The following is a 23,464-nucleotide window of genomic DNA, read 5'->3' as shown; positions in this document are numbered from 1 at the left end:
TATTTAGTGGAGTTTTAAAATGGATAATATCTAGGTGATTTTTCAATGCTTTAGGCAGATTTCAACTGTATAAAGAAACTAGTTCCTTTACCTTCTTTACTTTCTACCCTGCAGGTTCCATTCATTAAGTATACAAACTCCTTACAGGTCAACAAGCCTAAACCTGTCCCTAATTCATCATTGGTTCCTTTTCGACTAAAAGAAGTGTCTATACTAAATAGTTTATCCAATTGATCTTCTGGAATACCAATCCCATTATCGTTAATTTCCATTTCAACATTCACTCCTATTCGTTTAGCTGAAACAATAATATTTCCACCATCAGGTGTAAATTTAACAGCATTATTGATAAGGTTTGTAAAAACACTTAATAATAGATTGACATCAGCAATTACACGTATATCTTCATCAATTTTATTAATAATTACGTGCTTTTTATCGTTAATCCGCTGTCTTAAAAACGTTATTGAGGATTGTGCTGAATTATATAAAGGAATACTTAGGAAGTCTGGAGTGATATGTCCACGTTGAGTCCTTGACCATTCTAAGAGGTTGACAAGCAGGTTATAAGTATTTCGGCTATTGGAGTGTAATCTTTTAATGATTTTTAATTTTTCAGCATCATTTAAGTCATTAAAATCCTCCTCTAAAATCTCCAACAAACCCAGGAGGCTATTGAAGGGGCCTCGTAAATCGTGGGAAATGATACTAAAAAATTTATCCTTGGTTTGATTTAAACTAATTAATTGGTCGGTTTGTTTTTCAAGGTTTACATTCTTTTCTTCAATAATACTATTCTTTTCAGAAACCTCTGTGTTTTTCTTTATTAATTCTTCATTTAAAACACGCAATTTCATTTTATTACTCAATAATAAGCCCATAAAAACAAGCAGTAGAATTAAACTAATTATAATAATACTATAAACTATTTTTTGTTTATGAATAAGTGCTTCATTTAGCTGATTTTCATTCTGTAGGAATTGATTTTCTCTATCCTTTTTTGCAGTTTCATGAATAATTTCAAGTTCTGCAATTCTGTTTTTTACATTTTCACTGCTTATGCTGTCACTAATTTCATAAAATTTATCCTGATATTTACTGGCGGATTGATAATTTTCTTGCAATGTTTCAAGCTTGTATAATCCTGAATAAGCATTTTGCGAAAACTCTTGAGCCCCTGATTTTAATGATAACTCTAATCCACGGTTTAAGTAATATTTGGCTGAATCTAATTTCTGTAAACCCAAATAAGCCATACCCATATTAACATTAATTGCTCCTGCCCTGTATTCATCTTCATATGTAAGATTTATTCTTAATGCTTTTTGTAAATACCGAAGGCCAAGAGTATAGTTTTGTGCCTTTAATTCCATTCCTCCAAGATTAATAATAGTAGTTAAATATGAATTAGTTGATTTCGTTTTATCAGAATGCAGAGAATAAGCTTTCTGTAAATAAACCCTAGAACTATCATAATCTTCTTTCACTTGCCAATAAGCGACACCCAAATTATTGTATAAATTACAGAGAAAAAAGCTTCTTTTTGGATTTTTGCACAATTCAATTGCTTTAAAAGAATACTTTCTTGACATTTCAAAATTGTCGAGATTTTGATAAACAGTAGCTCGGACAGAATAATAATATGCTAACTTCATAGAATCACCCATATTGATATAATGGTCTTCTACTTTTTGTATATATTCAAGAGCATTTTGATTAAAATCTAACCTAGTATATAACATTGCTAAATCAAAATAAATCTTAGCTTTCTGATCTGTATCATTTAGCTCTTCTGCTAATACCAGTCCTTTATTCAAATAAAGAATTACACTATCGTTATAACTTAAGTTATTATAAAGAGCACCAATATTTGAAATACTAACTAATTGTCTTTCTTTATTACCATATTCAAGAGATTTAGAATAACTTATCCTATAATAATATATAGCACTATCATACTGCCCCTGATACCAAAAATAAGTACCAATTACATTAATGAGCTTTAGCTCTAATTCAGTTCCTTCATTTATCCACCTTTTCGCAGAATCGAGCATTAATAGTGCAGAATCAGGCATAGTCCTCAACATACTAAACGTAAGATTCAAAAATGCATCTTTTTGATCATCAACATCAGTACTCAGCTTACTTTCAAGTTCTTTTTTTCCTGGACTACAACTTACTAACATACCAATCCAGCCAAAACCAAAAAGTAGGACTATTAAACATATGTATTTTCGCATAGTATAAATATACAAAAATTCCTTGTTCAAAAAACATATCATCACATTTTTTAAACAAGGAATTCCTTGAAGAACAAGTCTTAAGCTAATATGGGTTTATAGCTTTATCTTAATAGACTCTTTGTTAGAATCATTTAAAAACTCAATAACATATATAGTATTCTGTTTTAAGTTTGAAGGAACTTCAAGCTGATGGTTTCCAATACTTAAAAGTCCAATTTGATTATGATATACCACTTGTCCAGACATATTATAGATCTTCATCTCAAATTTGGAAGATTTATTATTTTCAACTTGAATAAAATCTCCATTTGAATGTATCCAAGAAATAGAAAACTCATCATTTGAATTCCCTAAAGAAGAAACACCCACATTCACATCATTCAAATTAATTTTATAGGTAGAAATACCATAAGTGGCAGCATATAAATCTTTAGTTTCAGGTATTAATTTAAAAGCAACCACTGGAACCATAGGCAAATTTCCAGTAATGCTTTCCCAATTCTCACCACCATCTACGGTCATATAAATACCTGCATCAGTACCTACAATAATTTCATTGGAATCATCTGGGTCCATAACCATCTGATTAACTGGAAGCTCTGGTAAATTCCCGGAAATACTTTCCCAAGTTTGACCTAAATCAGTAGATTTATAAATATGAGGTAAAGCTTCGTCCCATCTAAATCCAGAAACGGTGGCATAAATGGTATTCACAACTTGGTGATCGAAATACACATCTGTAATCCATCTTTCCGGCAATCCTTCTGAAATATCGTTCCAGAACAATCCTCCATTTGTAGAGATATTTACTCGTCCATCTGCTGAACCTGCCATAACTAAGGAAGGATTCACAGAGGATACTGCCAAACAAGTCAAGGAGTGAAAATAATTATCACCTCCTTGGGTTAAATCAGGACTCACAGCGGTCCAACTATCACCATTATTAGATGTTTTCCAAACTCTATGTGTGCCAAAATAAGCTGTTTCATTTTGCCCTGGAGTTAACTCTAAAGGAGCCGACCAGTTCTTCCTATCGTTTGACATATCATAGGCTACATATTCGTAATATGGATTATTGTCTTGGGCGTTATAACTTCTGTACAGCTCTCCATATTGATATTCTGCCCATGCTATATCATTATTTTGTTGATTGATTCTGTTATACATTCCATCTCCACCCAAAATAGCTTCCCAGGTATCAGGCTCATCTCCATTAATCGTTCTAATGGAGTTATTATCTTGAGTCCCTCCTACTTGAAAATTTTGATTGGTTTCACTCACATCATAAGCATAGAATTGTGTAATAGGTAAATTATTGATTTTAACCCAACTAGAACCTAAATTTGTGGAATAGTACAAACCACCATCGTTACCTAAATACACTCTATCTGACTCTTGATCAAAAAACATGGCATGATGATCAACATGAACTCCGGAATTATCCACATTGGTCCAGGAGTTTCCTGAGTTTGTAGTTCTATACATGGTTTGACCTAATGCAAAAACCACTTGCTCGTCTTCTGGATGAACTCGTACCTGACCGAAATACCAGCCAAAGCTACTTCCCATTCCTTCTAGGCTACTATCGTTTAGGCGGCTCCAATTGTCTCCACCATCCTCCGTTTTAAAAGCCCAAACTTCTTGGTCGGGCATATCGTAGGTGGCATATAAAACCTCAGGATTAGACTCTGAAATAGTGATACCAACTCTACCTTTATCTAATAATTCGTGAGGAAGTCCTTCACTTAGTTCATCCCAAGTATCACCACCATCTGTAGTTCTATAAATACCTGTAGTCACTCCAAAAGAACGACGAGTGGTAAAGCCCCTAGTTCTTTCCCAAAAAGCTGCATAAAGAATCTCAGGATTTTCTGGATTTTGCACCAAATCGATAGCCGCAGTAGTATCGCTAACAAAAAGAACTTGTTCCCAGTTGGCACCACCATCTTCACTTCTGTAGATTCCTCTATCTTCGCTTGGAGAAAACAGATTCCCACTAGCTGCGGCAAAAACCCTTTGAGAATTATAAGGGTCGACTAACATTCTGGCTATATAAGCTGAGTTTTCTAAACCTGAGAAATCCCAAGTCTCCCCAGCATCTTCCGATTTATATACTCCACTACCTAGGAAGCTAAAACTGCTAGAATTAGCCTCTCCAGTTCCTGCATAAATAATATCAGAATTATTAGGGTCTATGGCTAAATCACCAATAGAAATGGTCGGAATTCCCTCAAAAAGTTGATCCCAAGTTTCACCAGCATTCTCTGTTTTAAAAATCCCTCCGGTTGCTGCTCCGATATAAATAATATCAGATTGTCCCAAAGGCATTTCAATATCGGTAATTCTACCTCCAATATTTGTCGGCCCAACAAATTCCCATTCGTAATCCAAACTTCTACTTTGCTGATTCATCTGATGAGCTTTCTTCATCTCAGCCAAATAAACATCGGTTTTGATTTCTGAATAAGGATACATTCTTTGCTGTCCCATCCACTCTCCAGGTAATAGCTTAGGCTGGTCTAATTCCTTTTTATCTAAAAACAGAAAAGAAACACCAAAAACCATTACAATAAAAGCAAGTATTGTTGCAAATCTTTTAATATTAGTCATAAGTATGTGTGTTTGTGTATTGTGTCATTACATTTCCTACAAAAATAATAGGAATTTAGGAGCATTAAAAGAATTAAAGAATAATTATCATTCTAATGATTTACACCCTATTTTTCTTTCTTTAAAATGGCGATATATCCTCCTCCTTTATGCATCTTCACTTGTATTTTCTCTGAGGATTCTATTGAAGTAGATATATGCTTATAATCTTGAGCATTCTTATCAGAATTAATTCCGTCTTGCATGATTTCTACTTGGTAAGAAGCATTTTCTAAAAAATCGAGTTCAATTTCAAATTCTTGTTCTTCTACGGTCATTCCACCAAGATACCAGTTATTGCCATTTCTACGAGCCATTAATATATAGGAGCCTACTTTTGCTTCTAAAACTATGGTTTCGTCCCAAGTAGTTGGAATCTGAGATATAAACTGAGTACTTTCTTTTTCACGATAATAATTAGAAGGATTATCACAAAGCATTTGCAAAGGAGATTCATAAATCACATACATGGCCACTTGATGACATCGAGTTCCCATACTCATTGGACGATTCCATCGAATATTAAAATACTCCTCATGTGCATTATCCATAGCCCCTGGCGTATAATCCATTGGACCTGCTGCCATTCTGATAAATGGAAGAGTTAGATTATGTTCTGGAGTCATTATCTTACTCCATTTTACATTTTCTAATCCTTTTAACCCCTCATAATTAAGCACATTTGGATAAGCTCTCCTCAAACCTGCTGGTTTAAAAGCGCCATGATAATCGACCAATAAATGATGTTTGGCCGCAGTCTGTGCCACTCTTTCATAATAATTGACCATATATTGATCGGCACGTTGCATAAAATCTACCTTCACTCCTTTTACTCCCCAGGACTCATACAAACTCATGGCCTCGTCCATCTTTTCATCTAAAGGCCCCCATAAAGTCCAGAGGATGATTCCTACATTTTTCTCTTGACCATATTTAACAAGCTCCTCAACATTTATATCTTTTTGACATTCTAAAATGTTGGTAGTCGTTTTGGACCAGCCTTCATCCAAAATAATATATTCCAATCCATACTCTGAAGCAAAATCGATATAGTATTTATAAGTTTCGTTATTTATTCCTGATTCAAAATCAACTCCAATAATATTATTGGCATTCCACCAATCCCAAGCTACTTTTCCTGGTTTTATCCATTTAGTATCTTCCAATTTCAGTGGTGAAGACAGCTGATAAACCATATTATTCATAGCCAATTGTTTATCATCTTTGGCTAAGCCAAACACACGCCACGGCAAACTTCGTTTTCCTTTTGTAGCAGAAATATAATTAGCCTCCTTAGTTATGGTTTGGTTTCTATCCGCTCCATTTTCATTGGCTTCAATTTCTAAAACCACTTTCGGAAAAATCGCTTTAAAGGAATTGGATTCATTTTGCTTTTCTAGAAACAGACATGGATAATCATAAAGATCAGCCTCAGAGAAAAACACATTATTGCCAGATTGCTTTTGAAATAATACTGGCAATGAACAGAATTCTTTTGAGTCAATCTCACTAAGCTCTTTCTTAACATACAATCGCTCGTAATGAGAAGTCATGGTAGTTTCCTTTGGGAAATACACCAAATCCTTATCATTCAATTGAAATTCCAGAATTTCATCATTAATAAAAATATCATTCTTAAAATTGAATAACCATCTATAGGCAAAACCTTCATCACCTAATAAAAGCTCCAATTGCACTTTATTGGAGAATTCGATAAGCAATTGTGAATAGATGACTTCTTGTTCAGCAAATTTAACAGGAACTGGATCCTCAACGATTAATGTAATTTGCTCTTCTTTTCTAATCTTATATTTAGAATAATCAATATCGTATTCATCCACCGAACAAGCAATGATCATATCATGTATGAGCTCACTATCCACATGATACACACTTATTTTCACCTGATTTTCAATAAATATTTCTATGGAATAGGATTTGTCTGGAGACTCTTGAATAATACTTTGACTATTCGATAATAAGGTGGCCATCAATAAAATAAAAATTAGCCAATTATGCTTTTTCATTGGTTTGTGTTTAAAATGAAATATAATTAGATGCTGTAACCACTATTTAAATAGATACGAATAAAAACGGCTGCAATTATTAAGCTTCCTAAGGCCCAATAATCAAAATCAACCCAATCACGTTTCTTTTTGAATCCTATGGAAGTAGGTTGTTGAACACCCCAAAGTACACCAAGAATAAAAATAAAAACAGTCATGTGCACCAAAGTATCTCTGAACTGAAAATCGGCCTGATGTGGAGTCCGAAATAGGAAATAGGCTATAATTCCTAATGCAGCAGGAAACAATAATTGTGCTTTAACGAGAAACACATTCCTATCTGAATGTAAATGCTTGAAGTACATATTTCCTGTGATTAAAACATGTTTTCTAGAGATTCTACCTAAAAAGAAAAGCAGAAAACCAAATGCTATAGCCATCATAATACGTATAGCCATAGGTATCTTCAATACATCCATTACCGCACCAACACTAAAATTTGAAAAAGCACCCACAATAACATTCCCCAAAAACCATGTTATTGCCAGAATGTAACACCAAAGAAAGTAGAGTTTGATGTTTCCTCTGTATTTTCTACGCCATTTGTAAAGCCTTTCAAATATTATGGCAAAGAATAAAGTATACATGGTTCCGAACATGAAAATTAAAGCAACATCATCATGACTCCAATGGCCATCACTAGGGAATATCAAAAAGCCATAATAAAAAAGTTTACCATAAAACTGATTATAAGACCCTAATAATAGAGCGAATAAATTAGAGGATAGTATCACAGTGAAAATGGCCAACATATAATAAACCAAGGAATTAAATACCATGATCCAAAAGTCAGTATTCTCTTTTAAGGTAAATTCTGAGAGTTTGAACTTTAACTTCATACTTGCCGATTTGATTTTGAGTAAATTCTTAGTGAATATACTCATTTTTCTTCAGCACAAAAGCAATAGACAACAGAAATATATACATTTGCTAAAATTCTATCATAATGAGATATTTTAGTCTATTTATTTTTATAATCATACTTAGCTCTTGCGCTCCACAACCTCAAAACATGAGGATTGAGAAGGCACTACTTGATAACTGGACCTTTTCTGAACCAGGGATAGAAGAATCATTCATAGCCAGAGTACCAGGAAGTATTCACCTCGATTTGCTAGAAAACAAAAAGATTCCAGACCCATTTTTATCCAATAATGAGGAAAAGCTCAAGTGGATTGAAAATAAAGACTGGACCTATTCTACGACTTTTGAATTGAGTAGCGAAGAATTAAAAAAGCAGAAGACAAATCTCATTTTCGAAGGATTAGATACCTATGCTGATGTATACCTCAATGGGGAATTGATTTTTTCTTCGGATAATATGTTCCTAGAGTATTCCAAAAACGTGACTGAGCATCTTCAAGAAAGAAATGACTTAGTAGTTCATTTTAATTCTACTATAAAAATAGCAGAACCTCTTTATGATGCTCACGAGATTCGTTTACCTGCAGGCAACGACAGAAATGAAAAAAGAACCAGTGTTTTCACACGTAAAGCCCCTTACCAGTTTGGTTGGGACTGGGGCCCTCGCCTTGTTGGTGCCAGCATATGGAAACCGGTTTATTTAGAATTCTGGGACGATATTTCTGTTGAAAAACCAAGTATTACTCAAAAGGAATTGCAAAAAAATATTGCTAAGCTAGAAATCGAATTGCCTATTCATTCAATTGAAAAGAAAGAAGTTGAAATACAAGTCTTTAAAAATCAAGAACTCATATTAAGTGAAGAAATTGAATTGAAAAAAGGATTAAACCAATTCAATAAAGAAATCACTATAGAAAACCCAAAACTATGGTGGCCCAATGGTTATGGAGAAGCCTATTTATATGATTTCAATTTTAAAGTAATTGATGGAGGATCTATTTGGAATGAAGAATTGAAGATTGGACTCAGAACTATAGAGCTGGAAAGAAAAAAAGACAGTATTGGTGAGAGCTTTCAGTTTGTAGTCAATGGAGAATCCATTTATATGAAAGGCGCCAATTATATTCCACAAGATGCTTTTCCAAGTAGAGTTTCGGAGAAGGATTATAAAAAAACCATTCAACTCAGCAAAGAAGCCAATATGAATATGTTGAGAGTATGGGGAGGCGGATATTATGAGATGGACGAGTTTTATGAGCTTTGCGACGAAAATGGAATTCTGGTTTGGCAAGATTTTATGTTTTCTTGTTCCCTCTATCCAGGCGATGAAAATTTCCTTAAAAATGTGGAGGAGGAAGCTCAGCAACAAATTCTCAGATTAAAAAATCATGCCTGTTTAGCACTTTGGTGTGGTAATAACGAGATGAACGAGTTATGGCATAATTGGGGATATCAAACTGCTTTTAACTATTCGGCTCAAGATTCTATAGATACTTGGCATGATTATCTCAAAGTATTTGACGACCTACTCCCCAAACTCGTTGAACAATACGACTCCAATACCGATTATCTAGAATCCTCCCCAGTTTTTGGTTGGGGAAGAGAAGAAAGCATGACTCACGGCGACTCCCATTATTGGGGTATTTGGTGGGGCAAACAACCTTTTGAAATGTATGAGGAAAAAGTACCTCGCTTTTCTTCTGAATTTGGATTTCAATCCCTACCTCACTTAAACACCATCTTCAGTTTTACCGACTCCTCTCAATTGGATTTATTTTCGGAGGACATGAAAGCCCATCAAAAAAGCTCCATTGGTAATCAAACCATCCTCGATTATCTGCCGCAATATTATCCAGAGCCCTCTAATTTTAAAGAGATGATATATGTCAGCCAATTATTACAAGCCTATGGAATGGATTTAGCTTTTAGAGCCCAGCGCTTTGCAAAACCATTATGTATGGGAACTTTATATTGGCAACTCAACGATTGTTGGCCTGGCCTGAGTTGGTCGTCCATAGATTATTACAAACAAAAAAAGGCAACACATTATGTGGCTCAGCAAGACTTTGCTACTTTCTTAGTTCAATCAAAAATCGTAGATAATAGACTCATCAGTACTATTGTTTCAGATAGTTTACAAGATGTTCAAGCTAAACTGGAAATCCTAGTGATGTCCCTTAAAGGAGATACTTTAAAAAGATTTTCTGAAGAGCTTAATATTCCAGCTAATCAAGTCCTTGATTTTGATTTAGCTATGTTTCACATTCGCCAAATTGAACGGCACAAATCATTTATATACAGCAAACTAATAAGTGATGACAAAGTATTGGCTGAACATATCGATTTCTTTGGAAATCCAAAAAACATCAAATTACCCAAAGCAGAATTAGACCTAAAAGAAATTAGCGAAAACCGATTCGAAGTGAGCTCCTCTCCTTCTACTTTCCATTATTCTGTTGCATTGAGCACCAGCGAATTTGGAAATTTCGAACCTAACTTTTTTCATTTATTACCTGGCATGAAAATGATTATTGATTTTGTTCCAAACGAAGAGAACAAAACTATTATGGCTAGAGACATTGCCATTATTTCCTTGAACGGTTTTAAATAGTCTAATAACATACTTATACATCTGGATTATTTGGTATATTTGACCCATAAGTTTACCAAATGAAAAAAGCAACAATTATCCTTTTACTTTTGATTTCATTTTCTTTATTTTCACAAGAAGATTATGCTTCAACTAATATTGATTCTACCATAATTCAAAGTCTTTCTAAAAAGACTATCTATTTTGATAAAGAATGGAATGAAATACCAAAAGGTAAACACAAATACTATAGGTTATTATCTATATCGGAATACAATTATAAAGGTCAAAAACTATTTGAAGTAAATGACTATTATAAAAATGGGAAAATTCAAATGAATGGATATTCTACTCGAGTTGATACCATTGAGTACATAGGACTAAGCACCTATTACAATCATGATGGTACAATATATCGATATAGTCTATATGAATACGATACCTTTAAGGATGTTTTTCCCCAAGTGGAGAAATATGCATCGAAAATAAAACATTGTGATATTCCAAACAAAACATTACATATTAAATTCCAACCTAGAAAACTTAAATATATTGGTTATAGAAACTCTGATGGCAAAAGAATTGGGGTTTGGCATTTTTATCATAAAAATGGGAAATACATAGTTTGTGATTTTAAAAATGGAATATCTCCTACAGTTATTAGACTTTATAACAAAAATGATGAATTAATTAGAAAAGGATATTATAATCCTAAATCACACTAAATATAATAACAAAACCCATCAAAAAATAATTCTGATGGGTTTTAATTTGGAGCTCAAAAACTAAACTTTAAATTTATAATCAAGTTTACTCAGTTCTTCATTAGCTTTTACTATCTTTTGCTTGAGGTTTTCTTTATAAGCTATGTTCTTCTTCATCAATTCCTCATCGCCAGTAGCCATCATTTGGGAGGCCAAAATAGCAGCGTTTAATGCGCCATTAATTCCTACTGTAGCCACTGGAATACCGGGAGGCATTTGAACAATAGCCAACAATGCATCCATTCCGTCAAGACTGGCTTTAATAGGAACACCAATAACAGGTATTGGAGTCATACTTGCTATCACACCAGGTAAATGGGCAGCCATTCCTGCACCTGCGATAATCACCTTAATTCCATTTTCTTTTGCATTTTTTGCAAACACTTCTACCTCTGCGGGTGTACGATGTGCTGATAATGCATTTATTTCAAAAGGAATTTCCATTTCCTCAAAATATTTTGCAGCTTTTTCCATCACTGGAAGGTCAGAAGTACTGCCCATAATAATACTTACTAATGGTTTCATATATCTATTGTTTTATTTGTTTCGAAGTGCAAAAATAATTGAATATTCATATGATCCTCAGAAACTACTTAAAGAAACACTCCTAAACTTTAGTTAATATTTTATCAAAAAATAATTCGTAATATTGCTAATACCAAAAACTAAAGCATGAAAAAATTTACTCGCATCACTTTCATCTTCTTTGTATTAATAGCTGTCACCTATTTTTTCTTACCTCAATATGTGCAAAAAGCATTAATCCATTTGACTCCAAGTATTGATGATTATAAGATTTTCAATAACAGAACCATAAAAGCAGACGTAGCAGAACCATGGGGAATACACAAAGATTATAATTCCTATAATATAAGTAATGAAGATAGAGCGCAGATGGAAGCTTTAGAACCTATTGCTTATTTGGTGATACAAAATGGTAAAATCCTCTATGAAGAATACTGGGATGGTTATAGTGAAACAAGCCTGTCCAACTCCTTCTCTGCTGCTAAATCTGTAGTTTCTCTGCTGATTGGAATTGCTTTAGATGAGGGGCATATTAAAAGCCTCGACCAAAAAGTAATGGATTTTATTCCTGAATACAATACTCCTAAAAATAGTGTTTTGAGTATACGAGATGTACTCACCATGAGCTCTGGCCTCAATTGGGATGAATCCTATTCTAGCCCATTTTCATTAACAACAGAAGCCTATTATGGCAGCGACCTCCCCAGGTTAATTACATCTTTAGTTGTGGTAGAAGAACCGGGAAAGAAATTCAATTATCTAAGCGGTAATACCGAGGTATTAGCCATGGTTGTACAAGCAGCTACAGGTAAATCTATCAGCGATTATGCATCAGAGAAAATATGGACTAAAATAGGTTCAGAACATGACGCCCTCTGGAATTTAGACAGTAAGGATGGAATGGAGAAAGCTTATTGCTGTTTTAACACTAACGCTAGAGATTTTGCTCGTTTTGGTCAATTAATACTAAATGATGGTAGCTGGAATTCAAAACAAATCGTTTCTGAAAAATATATAAAAGAAGCTACAAGTCCTGCAAAATGGCTATTAGGGGAAGACAACAAACCTTTGAGTTATTATGGCTACCAGTACTGGATCATCAATTATAATGGTCAGCAATTACCTTATATGCGTGGTATTTTAGGACAATATATTATTCCAATAAAAGATAAAAATGCTGTTATTGTTAGATTAGGCCATAAAAGAAGCACAGAATATATCAATCATCACCCTTCTGATGTTTATCATTATTTAGATATAGCAGAAAAAATACTTAAGCCATAACATACTATTATAATGTGTCTTATAAATTATTTATTAATTACAAGATTCTATTCCTATTATTTATATTAATTAAATAGCGTCCTAATAACTAATAAAGATTTCTCGCTACGCTTCGAAATGAACGAAGTAATTGTGTGTAACCAAGGGCGCACAAACCCAATTACATTGACATTGGTATTTGTGCGCCCTTTCTCTCCGTTTTTCTGATGGTCATTTCGAAGGAGAAGTGTGCTTCGACTGAGAAATCTCACTCTTTATAACAAACAGATTTCTCCTTCCTTACAGTCCCTCGAAATGAACTGATATTTTGATATAGTAAAGGCAGAAATGGCTTGTTTTGAGCAGTATTGTTAATTAATTCTATTCTAATTATTTATATTATTTACTTGATACTATTTTAACTATTCACAAAAGCATATCCAAAAGCTGAAGCACAAATTATTAACCCAAAGAATTTTAGAGATTTTTTAACATAAGACCTGTGTTTTTCATATTCAAATCAAGTAGTTAGAAAGGTTTATAATTGGCTTTCATTTCAAAATTTATTATGTTTGCATAATATATTTTCGTATGATAATTTCTAGAAATTAAAAGCTAAATATTCGAAATGAAAAGCAAAACTCCTATTTATAAGCCTAAGAATAATGTAAGAATAATAACTGCTGCATCTTTATTTGATGGCCACGATGCTGCTATTAATGTGATGCGACGAATCATACAATCCAGTGGTGCGGAAGTTATTCATTTAGGCCATAATCGTTCCGTACAAGAAATAGTAGATTGTGCCATACAAGAAGATGCACAAGCCATTGCCATCACCAGTTATCAGGGCGGTCACAATGAGTTCTTTACCTATATGTACGATCTTTTAAAAGAAAAAGAATGCGAACATATCAAGATTTTTGGAGGAGGTGGAGGAGTCATATTACCCACAGAAATTGAAGAATTACACAAATATGGCATCACTAGAATATACTCACCAGATGATGGTCGTGAATTAGGCTTACAAGGAATGATTAATGATTTATTGGAGCAATCTGATTTTCCAACCGGTAAAAATATTACATTTCAAAAAGAGCTCATCATACAAAAAGATGCAAAGCATATTGGCCAGTTGATTTCTGCCATGGAGAATTATCCTGATGAAACGGAGGAGGCTAGAAATAAAATAGAGGCCATGATTTCAAAAGAAATCCCTGTGATAGGAATTACGGGTACAGGTGGTAGTGGGAAGTCCTCATTAGTTGACGAGTTAGTTAGAAGATATTTAGCAGATTTTACGGACAAAACCATTGCAATTATCTCGGTAGATCCTTCAAAAAGAAAATCTGGAGGAGCTCTTTTAGGAGATAGAATCAGAATGAACAGTATCAATAACTCGAGAGTCTACATGCGTTCTCTCGCCACTCGTCAAGCCAATTTAGCCCTGTCGCGCTATGTAGCTGATGCTTTAAACATACTCAAAGCTGCTAATTTTGATCTCCTCATTTTAGAGACTAGCGGTATTGGACAATCGGATACTGAAATTACAGAGTTTAGTGATACAAGTCTCTATGTAATGACTCCTGAATACGGAGCAGCCACACAACTAGAAAAGATTGACATGCTAGATTTTGCTGACTTTATCGCCATTAATAAATTCGATAAAAGAGGAGCGCTAGATGCTTTACGTGATGTGAAAAAGCAATACATGAGAAATCATGGTCTTTTTGATGCGGAACTGGATGATTTACCTGTCTTTGGAACAGTAGCTTCTCAATTTCACGACACGGGAGTTGTAGAATTATATATTGAATTGATTAAAAAGGTAAATGAGATTAGCGCAGGTAAATTCCCAAGCCAGCAATTAAGAGAGAAAAATCAGAAAAAGACATTTATCATTCCACCAAATAGGACAAGATATCTTAGTGAAATTTCAGAAACCATCAGAAATTATAACCAATGGGTGGAAAAACAAGCTGAATTGGCGCATCAACTTCATGGGCTCGAAATGGCCAAATCTCATCTGGAATCTAGCCATGTATCAATTCAACTCATCCAAGAACTAGATAAAGAAATACATCAACAGAATCTAGATTTAGATCCAAGAAACAAAGAAATACTAAAAAACTGGGACACCAAAGTAGCTCAATTTTCTGGTGATGAATTTTCCTATAAAGTTAGAGATAAAGAAATTAAAGTCACCACAAACACCACAACACTTTCTGGACTCAAGATTAATAAACTGGCCCTCCCCAAATACAAGAGTAAAGGAGATATTTTAAAATGGTCATTACTTGAAAACCTACCTGGAGAGTTTCCTTATGCCGCTGGAGTATTCCCATTTAAAAGAGAAGGTGAAGATCCTACGAGAATGTTTGCAGGAGAAGGAGGCCCTGAAAGAACCAATAAACGATTCCATTATGTATCTAAAGGATTGCCGGCAAAAAGGCTTTCCACTGCATTCGATTCTGTAACGCTTTATGGGGAAGATCCAGATCGTAGACCTGATATTTATGGGAAAATAGGTAATGCTGGAGTAAGTATTGCTTGCTTAGATGATGCTAAGAAATTATATTCTGGTTTCAATTTATCAGATCCGAAAACTTCTGTTTCCATGACTATTAATGGTCCAGCTCCTATTTTAGTAGGTTATTTTATGAATGCAGCTATAGATCAACAATGCGAAATCTATATCAAAGAGAATGGCTTAGAGGATTCTGTCCATAAAAAGATAGAAGAATTATTTGCCAAAAAAGGAACTCAACGTCCATCCTATCAAGGAGAACTTCCAGAAACAAATAATGGCTTAGGGTTAATGCTTCTGGGTGTAACCGGAGATATGGTTTTACCTAATAAGGTTTATCAAAGAATCAAGGAGGACACAATTTGCAGAGTAAGAGGAACGGTTCAAGCTGACATCCTCAAAGAAGATCAAGCCCAAAATACCTGTATTTATTCTACTGATTTTAGCTTAAAACTGATGGGAGATGTCCAAGAATACTTTATCGATAATAATATCAATAATTTCTATTCGGTATCAATATCAGGATATCATATTGCAGAAGCTGGTGCTAATCCAATTTCTCAACTGGCTTTTACACTTTCTAATGGCTTCACTTATGTTGAATATTACCTAAGCCGAGGAATGGACATCAATAAATTTGCACCTAACCTATCTTTCTTTTTCAGCAATGGATTAGAACCAGAATATGCAGTAATAGGAAGAGTAGCTAGAATTATTTGGGCAAAAGCTATGAAGAATAAATACGGTGCCAATAGTCGTTCACAAAAACTAAAATATCATATTCAGACTTCAGGTCGTTCACTTCATGCCCAGGAGATCGATTTTAATGACATAAGAACTACCCTACAAGCACTTTATGCCATATACGACAACTGTAACTCACTCCATACCAATGCATATGATGAAGCCATCACTACACCTACTGAGGAGTCTGTTAGACGAGCAATGGCGATTCAACTGATCATCAATCATGAATTGGGAATGGCAAAAAACCAGAATCCTCTTCAAGGTGCATTTATTATTGAAGAATTAACTGCTTTGGTTGAAGAAGCAGTACTTTCAGAGTTTGACAGAATTACAGAAAGAGGAGGTGTATTAGGAGCCATGGAAACCATGTATCAACGTTCAAAAATACAAGAGGAATCCTTATATTATGAAGGGCTTAAACACTCTGGAGGACTTCCAATCATGGGTGTTAATACATTTTTGAGCTCGAATGGATCTCCTACCATTATTCCTCAAAATGTGATTAGAGCTAGACCTGAAGAAAAGGAATATCAAATTGAAATGCTAGGTCAGTTACATCACACTTATCAAGAAGAATCCGAAAAAGAAATAGCAGAATTAAAAGAAGTAGCTTCAAAAGGAGGAAATATTTTCAATCAATTAATGGAAACCACCAAACATTGTTCTTTAGGTCAAATTACCGGAGCATTATTCAATATTGGTGGACAATACAGAAGAAATATGTAGTTATAATTTCATAGATAAAAATATAGATATTTTTCACTGAAAATATTTTTATCTTCGCTTATTGAACACCTTAAAAAACGACACACATGATATCAAAAGAAATATTGGTGATTTACCCACAAGTACACCAAACAAAAATTGCCGTTTACCGAAATATAAATGTAATCTTCCTAAAAACAATAAAGCATAAAGCGGAGGATCTTGATAAGTTTAACCAAGTAATGGATCAGGTTGATTTTAGAACGCAAGCTATACTTTCTGAACTAAAGTCAAATGATGTCAACTATGAGGCCATAGAAGTTGTTGTGGCCAGAGGAGGATTAATAAAACCTTTAAAAGTTGCTGGAGTATATGAGATAAACGATTTAATGAAGGAACATTTATTAACTGGTTATCAAGGAATGCACGAAACCAATATGGGTGGAATTATTGCAGATAATATTTCTAAAGAACTACCAAATGCTCGTGCATTTTTAGCAGATCCAGTAGTCGTCGATGAACTTGATGATATTGCCAGAGTAACCGGCCATCCAGAATTTGAACGAAAATCTATTTTCCATGCTTTGAATCATAAATACATAGCAAGAAAATTTGCCAAGAGCAATAATAAATGTTATTATGACATGCGAATGATTATTGCACATATAGGTGGTGGTGGAACTTCAATTGGAGCGCACAAAGGTGGGAAAGTTGTTGATGTGAATCAAGCATTTGATGGCGCTGGCCCATTTTCTCTTCATAGAACAGGTACTTTACCAACTGGTAAACTAGTAGACACTTGCTTTAGCGGAAAATACACTAAAGAAGAAATCATGAAAATGATTACAAAAGAGGGCGGCATTCATGCTCATCTAGGCACAAGTAATATTCATGAAATATTTGAAAGAATTGCCAATGGTGACGAAAAAGCTAAATTCTATATGGAAGCCATGGCATATAATGTAGCCAAGCACATTGGCAGTATGGCTGCAGCTCTCGATTTCAATGTAGACGCTATCTTATTAAGTGGCAGCATTTTCAACTATCCTCTTTTCACAGAATATTTAAGTGAAAAAATAAAGTCAGTTGCTCCTATAGCATTATTTCCTAGCGTAAACGACTTAGACGCACTTGCTATGAATTCCTATTTAGCCTTAAAAGGAGAAATTGACATTAACGAATATAAATAAGAAATCGCATTATGGCTCATTGGTTAGAGGAGGCTGAACAAGTAATCAGTAAGAAAGAAGATAAAAAGCTTCAAAGGAAAGATAAAATCGTAGTCAAGAAAGATAACGTTAAACAGAATCGAATTGAGCTAGAGGATGACTATTTGAAGATTATTGGTCATATTGAATCTATCATCGATAGAGTTAATAGCTTACCCAAAAACAGTAGGATGCCCTTTGGCCAGATATTTGGGAAACCTAAAACGAGTAAACTTGATAATTTACTCTATAAATTTCACAGTAGTAGACGAATTATCAATAAAGAATTTGCTGGTATCATGGCGCCTCTAAAATCTCAGCATTATAAGAATACGAGATCCTTTTTTATCAGTATTGCTAAAGAAAGAGGTCATCTCTTATTAGAATACAAGGAAGTCAGATCAAAAAGAATAAGGTTAAATGATCAAATCCATAATTTTTGGAATAAAATACCAATCATTAAGAACATCAAAAGAAAAGAATCTCATGAAGTGAAGGAAAAAATAAAACTAATTCATATCAAAGATTATACAGAGGAATTAATTCTAGATCATATAGATTGGCTAGCCTTTAAAGAAAAAGGAGGTCAATTCTTCGAGGACTAGTCAAAATAAAAAAAGCCGTTTCAAAAATTGAAACGGCTTTTTCTTTTTAAGCTTCTGCTGTAGGCCCTCCCATAGAGAATTGCATCCCCGGATCCCCACCTTTCGATTCTTTAATAGGTCCGTGCATAGCTTCGAACTTTCTTAAATTATCTGCCAATGCTTTATACAAACGTTTGGCATGTTCTGGTGTTAAAATAATCCTAGACTTAACCTTTCCCTTAGGAACACCTGGCATCATCTTTACAAAGTCAATAATAAATTCAGCATGAGAGTGAGTGATAACTGCCATATTTGAATATTGGCCTTCTGCTACTTCATCGCTTAACTCAATATTGAGTTTATTTTGCTTTAAATTATTATCTGACATAATTCTATTTTTTAATCGTTATGACCTAAACTTTCTTCGCGACTCATTAATAAAGCTTGGTACTCTTCACTAGAACCAACAATTAAGTTTTCATATTCTCTTAATCCAGTACCTGCAGGAATTAGATGTCCAACGATAACGTTTTCTTTCAATCCTAGTAAGTGATCACGCTTAGCATTAATAGCAGCATTGGTCAATACTTTGGTTGTTTCCTGGAAAGAAGCGGCAGAAATGAAACTCTTAGTTTGAAGAGAAGCACGAGTAATCCCTTGCAATACCTGACGCCCTGTAGCTGGCTTAGCATCTCTAGAAGTAATTAATGCTAAATCTTTACGACGCAACATCGAATTATCTTCTCTCAGCTTTCTGGCAGTTATAATCTGTCCTGCAACTACTTCAGTACTATCACCTGGATCTTCAACTACTTTCTGTCCGAAAATGAAATCATTTTCTTCCAAGAAGTCAATACGATTCGCCAATTCTCCTTCTAAAAACTTAGTATCTCCTTGGTCCATAATCTCAACTTTACGCATCATCTGGCGAACAATCACCTCAAAATGCTTATCATTGATCTTTACCCCCTGAAGTCGATATACTTCCTGAATCTCATTCACAATATATTCTTGAACCTTCATAGGTCCTTTAATTGCTAAAATATCGGCAGGAGTCATAGCACCTTCTGATAATGGAGTACCTGATTTTACGAAGTCATTTTCTTGAGCCAAAATTTGTTTTGATGTTGCAATCAAATATTTCTTTTGCTCATTAGTTTTACTTGTAATAATTACCTCTCTATTACCACGCTTCAATTTCTTACCAAAGCTAACAACACCGTCAATTTCAGCAACCTTAGCAGGATCAGATGGGTTACGTGCTTCGAATAACTCAGTTACTCTTGGCAGACCACCAGTAATATCACCAGACTTACCAACTGCACGAGGAATCTTCACTAAAATTTCTCCTGCTTTGATACTGTCCTTCTCGTTTACAATAATATGAGAACCAACTGGAATATCATATATTTTAACAACTTCCCCAGCAGAATTTAATATTCTGATATTAGGGTTGATACCTTTTTTCTTAGTCTCAATAACTACTTTATCTTGGAATCCAGTTTGCTCATCAGATTCTACTCTAAATGTGATACCTTGAATAATATTCTCAAATGCGACCTTACCTTTAACTTCAGATATGATAACCGCATTATAAGGATCCCACTCACAGATGACATCTTCTTTCTTTAAAGTATCTCCAGGCTTTTTATAAAGTTTCGAACCATAAGGAATATTGGAAGAAGCTAGTGCAACATTGGTTTTCTTATCTACAATTTTCATTTCTGCAGAACGTCCAATAACCACATTATACTTTTCTCCTTCAGAATCTACATATTCAATAGTTCTTAGTTCATCGATAACTAATTCTCCATCGAACTTAGACATGATCTTTGAAGCAGTAGCAATATTAGAAGCAGTACCCCCAACGTGGAAAGTTCTCAATGTCAACTGGGTTCCTGGTTCACCAATAGACTGAGCTGCAATAACACCAACAGCCTCTCCTTTTTGAACCATTCTTCCACTTGCAAGGTTACGTCCATAACATTTAGCACAAACACCTTTTTTAGATTCACAAGTTAATACCGAACGAATCTCTACTGATTCGATTCCAGCAGTTTCGATTTCTTTAGCTATCTCCTCAGTTATATGATCTCCACCAGCAACGATTAACTCTTTTGTTACAGGATGGTAAACTTCATAGACAGTTGTTCTACCAAGAATTCTTTCATAAATGGTTTCTACAGTTTCTTCACCTTTCTTTAAAGCTGTAACTGAAAGACCTCTTAATGTCCCACAATCAGGTTCAGAAATAATAACATCTTGTGCAACATCGACTAAACGACGTGTAAGATAACCAGCATCAGCAGTTTTAAGCGCAGTATCGGCCAAACCTTTACGAGCACCGTGAGTAGAAATAAAGTACTCTAATACTGATAAACCTTCTTTAAAGTTAGAAAGAATAGGATTCTCAATAATCTCTCCTCCAGAAGCACCAGACTTTTGTGGCTTAGCCATCAATCCCCTCATACCACTTAACTGACGAATTTGTTCTTTAGAACCCCTCGCTCCAGAGTCAAGCATCATATAAACTGAATTAAATCCTTGCTTATCCTTAATTAACTCAGTCATTAATGTATGAGTTAAATGAGAGTTGGCATGGGTCCAAATATCAATAATCTGATTATATCTTTCTGTATTAGTAATGAAACCCATATTATAGTTATTCATTACTTCATTTACTTCTTGATTGGCATCAATAACTAACTGCTCTTTAATCTCAGGAATGATTACATCACCAAGGTTAAAAGACAATCCGCCTTTGAAAGCCATATTATAACCAATCGATTTAATATCATCAAGGAATTTGGTTGTTTTAGCAGTACCAAATACTTTAATCATATCACCAATAATATCTCTTAAAGATTTCTTAGTTAACAATTGGTTGATATAAGCAAAACCTCTTGGAACAACTTGGTTGAAAAGAACTCTTCCCACTGTTGTTTCAATAAGGTGATTTACTTCTTCACCATCTACCATGTCATAAACCTTAACCTTGATTATGGCATGTAGATCTACACTTTTCTCATTATAAGCAATAATTACTTCTTCAGGAGAATAGAAGGTATATCCTTCTCCTTTAACAACTAATTCCTCAGTAGATTTTCTTGGCTTGGTCATATAATACAGACCCAAAACCATATCCTGAGATGGTACCGTAATTGGGGCACCATTAGCAGGGTTTAAAATATTATGAGAAGCTAACATTAGAGTTTGGGCTTCCAAAATAGCAGCATTTCCTAGGGGAACATGAACAGCCATCTGGTCACCATCAAAATCCGCGTTAAAAGCAGTACAAACTAATGGGTGAAGCTGTATCGCTTTTCCTTCAATCAGTTTAGGTTGGAAAGCCTGAATACCTAATCTGTGCAGTGTAGGAGCACGGTTTAGCATAACTGGATGTCCCTTCAAAATGTTTTCAAGGATATCCCAAACAACAGGATCTTTTCTATCTACAATTTTCTTAGCTGATTTTACAGTCTTTACAATACCTCTCTCCAGTAATTTACGAATAATAAAAGGTTTGAAGAGCTCAGAGGCCATACCCTTAGGCAAACCACACTCATTCAATTTCAATTCAGGACCAACAACAATAACAGAACGTCCAGAATAATCCACACGTTTACCAAGTAAGTTCTGACGGAAACGTCCTTGCTTACCTTTCAAACTATCACTTAGAGATTTTAATGCACGATTACTGTCTGTTTTAACTGAATTCGCTTTTCTAGAATTATCATATAAAGAATCAACAGCTTCTTGTAACATACGTTTTTCATTACGCATAATTACATCTGGAGCTTTGATTTCTATTAATCTTTTTAATCGATTATTTCTAATGATTACACGACGATATAAATCATTCAAATCAGAAGTAGCAAAACGACCACCATCAAGAGGTACCAAAGGTCGCAATTCTGGTGGAATTACCGGAACTACCTTAACAATCATCCACTCAGGACGATTTTCAATTCTTGATTGTGCTTCACGAAAAGCTTCAAAAACTTGTAGACGTTTTAATGCATCTTGTTTACGTTGCTGTGAAGTTTCAGTATTTGCTTTATGTCTTAATTCAAATGATACCTTATCGAGATCAAGATTTGAAAGGATGTCATAAATGGCATCAGCTCCCATCTTTGCAACGAACTTGTCAGGATTACTATCATCTAGAGATTGGTTTTCTACAGGAATAGTTTCTAGAATATCGAAATATTCTTCTTCCGTTAAGAAATCCATTTTATTTAAATCAGTACCATCTACATTACGAGCTATACCAGGGTTAATCACCACATAGCGCTCATAATATATAATAGTATCTAATTTTTTTGATTGAAGACCTAAAAGGGCTCCAATTTTATTTGGCAAGGAACGGAAAAACCAGATATGTGAAACAGGAACAACTAACTGAATATGACCCATTCTTTCACGTCGAACTTTCTTTTCAGTTACTTCAACGCCACAACGATCACAAACGATTCCTTTGTATCTAATTCTTTTATATTTCCCACAATGACACTCATAATCTTTTACAGGCCCAAAAATACGCTCACAAAACAAACCATCACGTTCTGGTTTATATGTTCTGTAATTGATAGTTTCAGGTTTCAAAACCTCTCCACTAGACTGCTCCAGAATTTGTTCTGGAGAAGCTAGACTAATGGTTATGGAATTAAAACTTCCCTGTGTAAGATAATTTTCTTTTCTAAAAGCCATATTTACAATGTATTATAAA

13 protein-coding genes are annotated in these 23,464 nt (G+C 34.4%); 6 read left to right on the top strand and 7 right to left on the bottom strand.

The annotated features are described in order from the left end of the window. Positions 1-50: 50 nt before the first annotated feature. From HNS38_RS00350 to HNS38_RS00335, 4 genes are all read right to left on the bottom strand, one after another. A complete protein-coding gene (locus HNS38_RS00350) occupies positions 51-2,240 on the bottom strand; it encodes an ATP-binding protein (RefSeq protein WP_172278077.1) in 2,190 nt (729 codons plus the stop codon). A 96-nt stretch (positions 2,241-2,336) separates the two neighbouring features. Next, positions 2,337-4,853, bottom strand: a complete 2,517-nt coding sequence (locus HNS38_RS00345) for a hypothetical protein (RefSeq protein ID WP_172345815.1) — start codon at positions 4,851-4,853, stop codon at positions 2,337-2,339. Between the two features lie 107 nt (positions 4,854-4,960). Then, complete coding sequence (locus HNS38_RS00340; protein ID WP_172345814.1) at positions 4,961-6,919, bottom strand: glycoside hydrolase family 97 protein; 1,959 nt, start codon at positions 6,917-6,919, stop codon at positions 4,961-4,963. Between the two features lie 26 nt (positions 6,920-6,945). Continuing rightward, positions 6,946-7,797 carry a hypothetical protein gene (locus HNS38_RS00335; RefSeq protein ID WP_172278082.1) on the bottom strand — a complete coding sequence of 284 codons (852 nt, stop codon included), beginning with the start codon at positions 7,795-7,797 and terminating at the stop codon, positions 6,946-6,948. A gap of 173 nt (positions 7,798-7,970) precedes the next feature. On the opposite strand from HNS38_RS00335, the gene HNS38_RS00330 reads away from it, so the two are divergent. Then, complete coding sequence (locus tag HNS38_RS00330) at positions 7,971-10,433, top strand: glycoside hydrolase family 2 protein (RefSeq protein WP_172345813.1); 2,463 nt, start codon at positions 7,971-7,973, stop codon at positions 10,431-10,433. 59 nt (positions 10,434-10,492) lie between these two features. Continuing rightward, positions 10,493-11,137, top strand: coding sequence for a hypothetical protein (locus HNS38_RS00325; protein WP_172345812.1), 645 nt, complete (start codon positions 10,493-10,495; stop codon positions 11,135-11,137). 60 nt (positions 11,138-11,197) lie between these two features. On the opposite strand, the gene purE is transcribed toward HNS38_RS00325, so the two are convergent. After that, on the bottom strand, positions 11,198-11,701 hold the full coding sequence (purE, locus tag HNS38_RS00320; protein WP_172278088.1) for a 5-(carboxyamino)imidazole ribonucleotide mutase: 504 nt from the start codon (positions 11,699-11,701) through the stop codon (positions 11,198-11,200). Positions 11,702-11,848: 147 nt separating this feature from the next. Between purE and HNS38_RS00315 the strand changes: the two genes are divergently transcribed. The 4 genes from HNS38_RS00315 (at position 11,849) to HNS38_RS00300 (ending at position 18,756) form a co-directional block, all read left to right on the top strand. Beyond that, positions 11,849-12,985 (top strand): serine hydrolase, encoded by a 1,137-nt coding sequence (locus tag HNS38_RS00315; RefSeq protein WP_172345811.1) that lies wholly within the window; start codon positions 11,849-11,851, stop codon positions 12,983-12,985. Between the two features lie 607 nt (positions 12,986-13,592). Next, the gene (locus tag HNS38_RS00310) at positions 13,593-16,964 is read left to right on the top strand and encodes a methylmalonyl-CoA mutase family protein (protein WP_172345810.1); all 3,372 of its coding nucleotides are present in this window, start codon (positions 13,593-13,595) and stop codon (positions 16,962-16,964) included. A gap of 86 nt (positions 16,965-17,050) precedes the next feature. Then, entirely contained in the window at positions 17,051-18,133 is a 1,083-nt protein-coding gene (gene buk / locus HNS38_RS00305) for a butyrate kinase (protein WP_172345809.1), read from the top strand. Between the two features lie 11 nt (positions 18,134-18,144). After that, the gene (locus HNS38_RS00300) at positions 18,145-18,756 is read left to right on the top strand and encodes a hypothetical protein (protein WP_172278097.1); all 612 of its coding nucleotides are present in this window, start codon (positions 18,145-18,147) and stop codon (positions 18,754-18,756) included. A 46-nt stretch (positions 18,757-18,802) separates the two neighbouring features. On the opposite strand, the gene HNS38_RS00295 is transcribed toward HNS38_RS00300, so the two are convergent. Then, positions 18,803-19,123 (bottom strand): DUF3467 domain-containing protein, encoded by a 321-nt coding sequence (locus HNS38_RS00295; protein WP_172278099.1) that lies wholly within the window; start codon positions 19,121-19,123, stop codon positions 18,803-18,805. Positions 19,124-19,134: 11 nt separating this feature from the next. Next, complete coding sequence (gene rpoC / locus HNS38_RS00290) at positions 19,135-23,445, bottom strand: DNA-directed RNA polymerase subunit beta' (RefSeq protein ID WP_172345808.1); 4,311 nt, start codon at positions 23,443-23,445, stop codon at positions 19,135-19,137. Positions 23,446-23,464: the final 19 nt, after the last annotated feature.

Source organism: Lentimicrobium sp. L6, from assembly GCF_013166655.1.
Lineage (GTDB): Bacteria > Bacteroidota > Bacteroidia > Bacteroidales > UBA12170 > UBA12170.
This window is presented reverse-complemented; position numbering and strand designations above follow the sequence as displayed.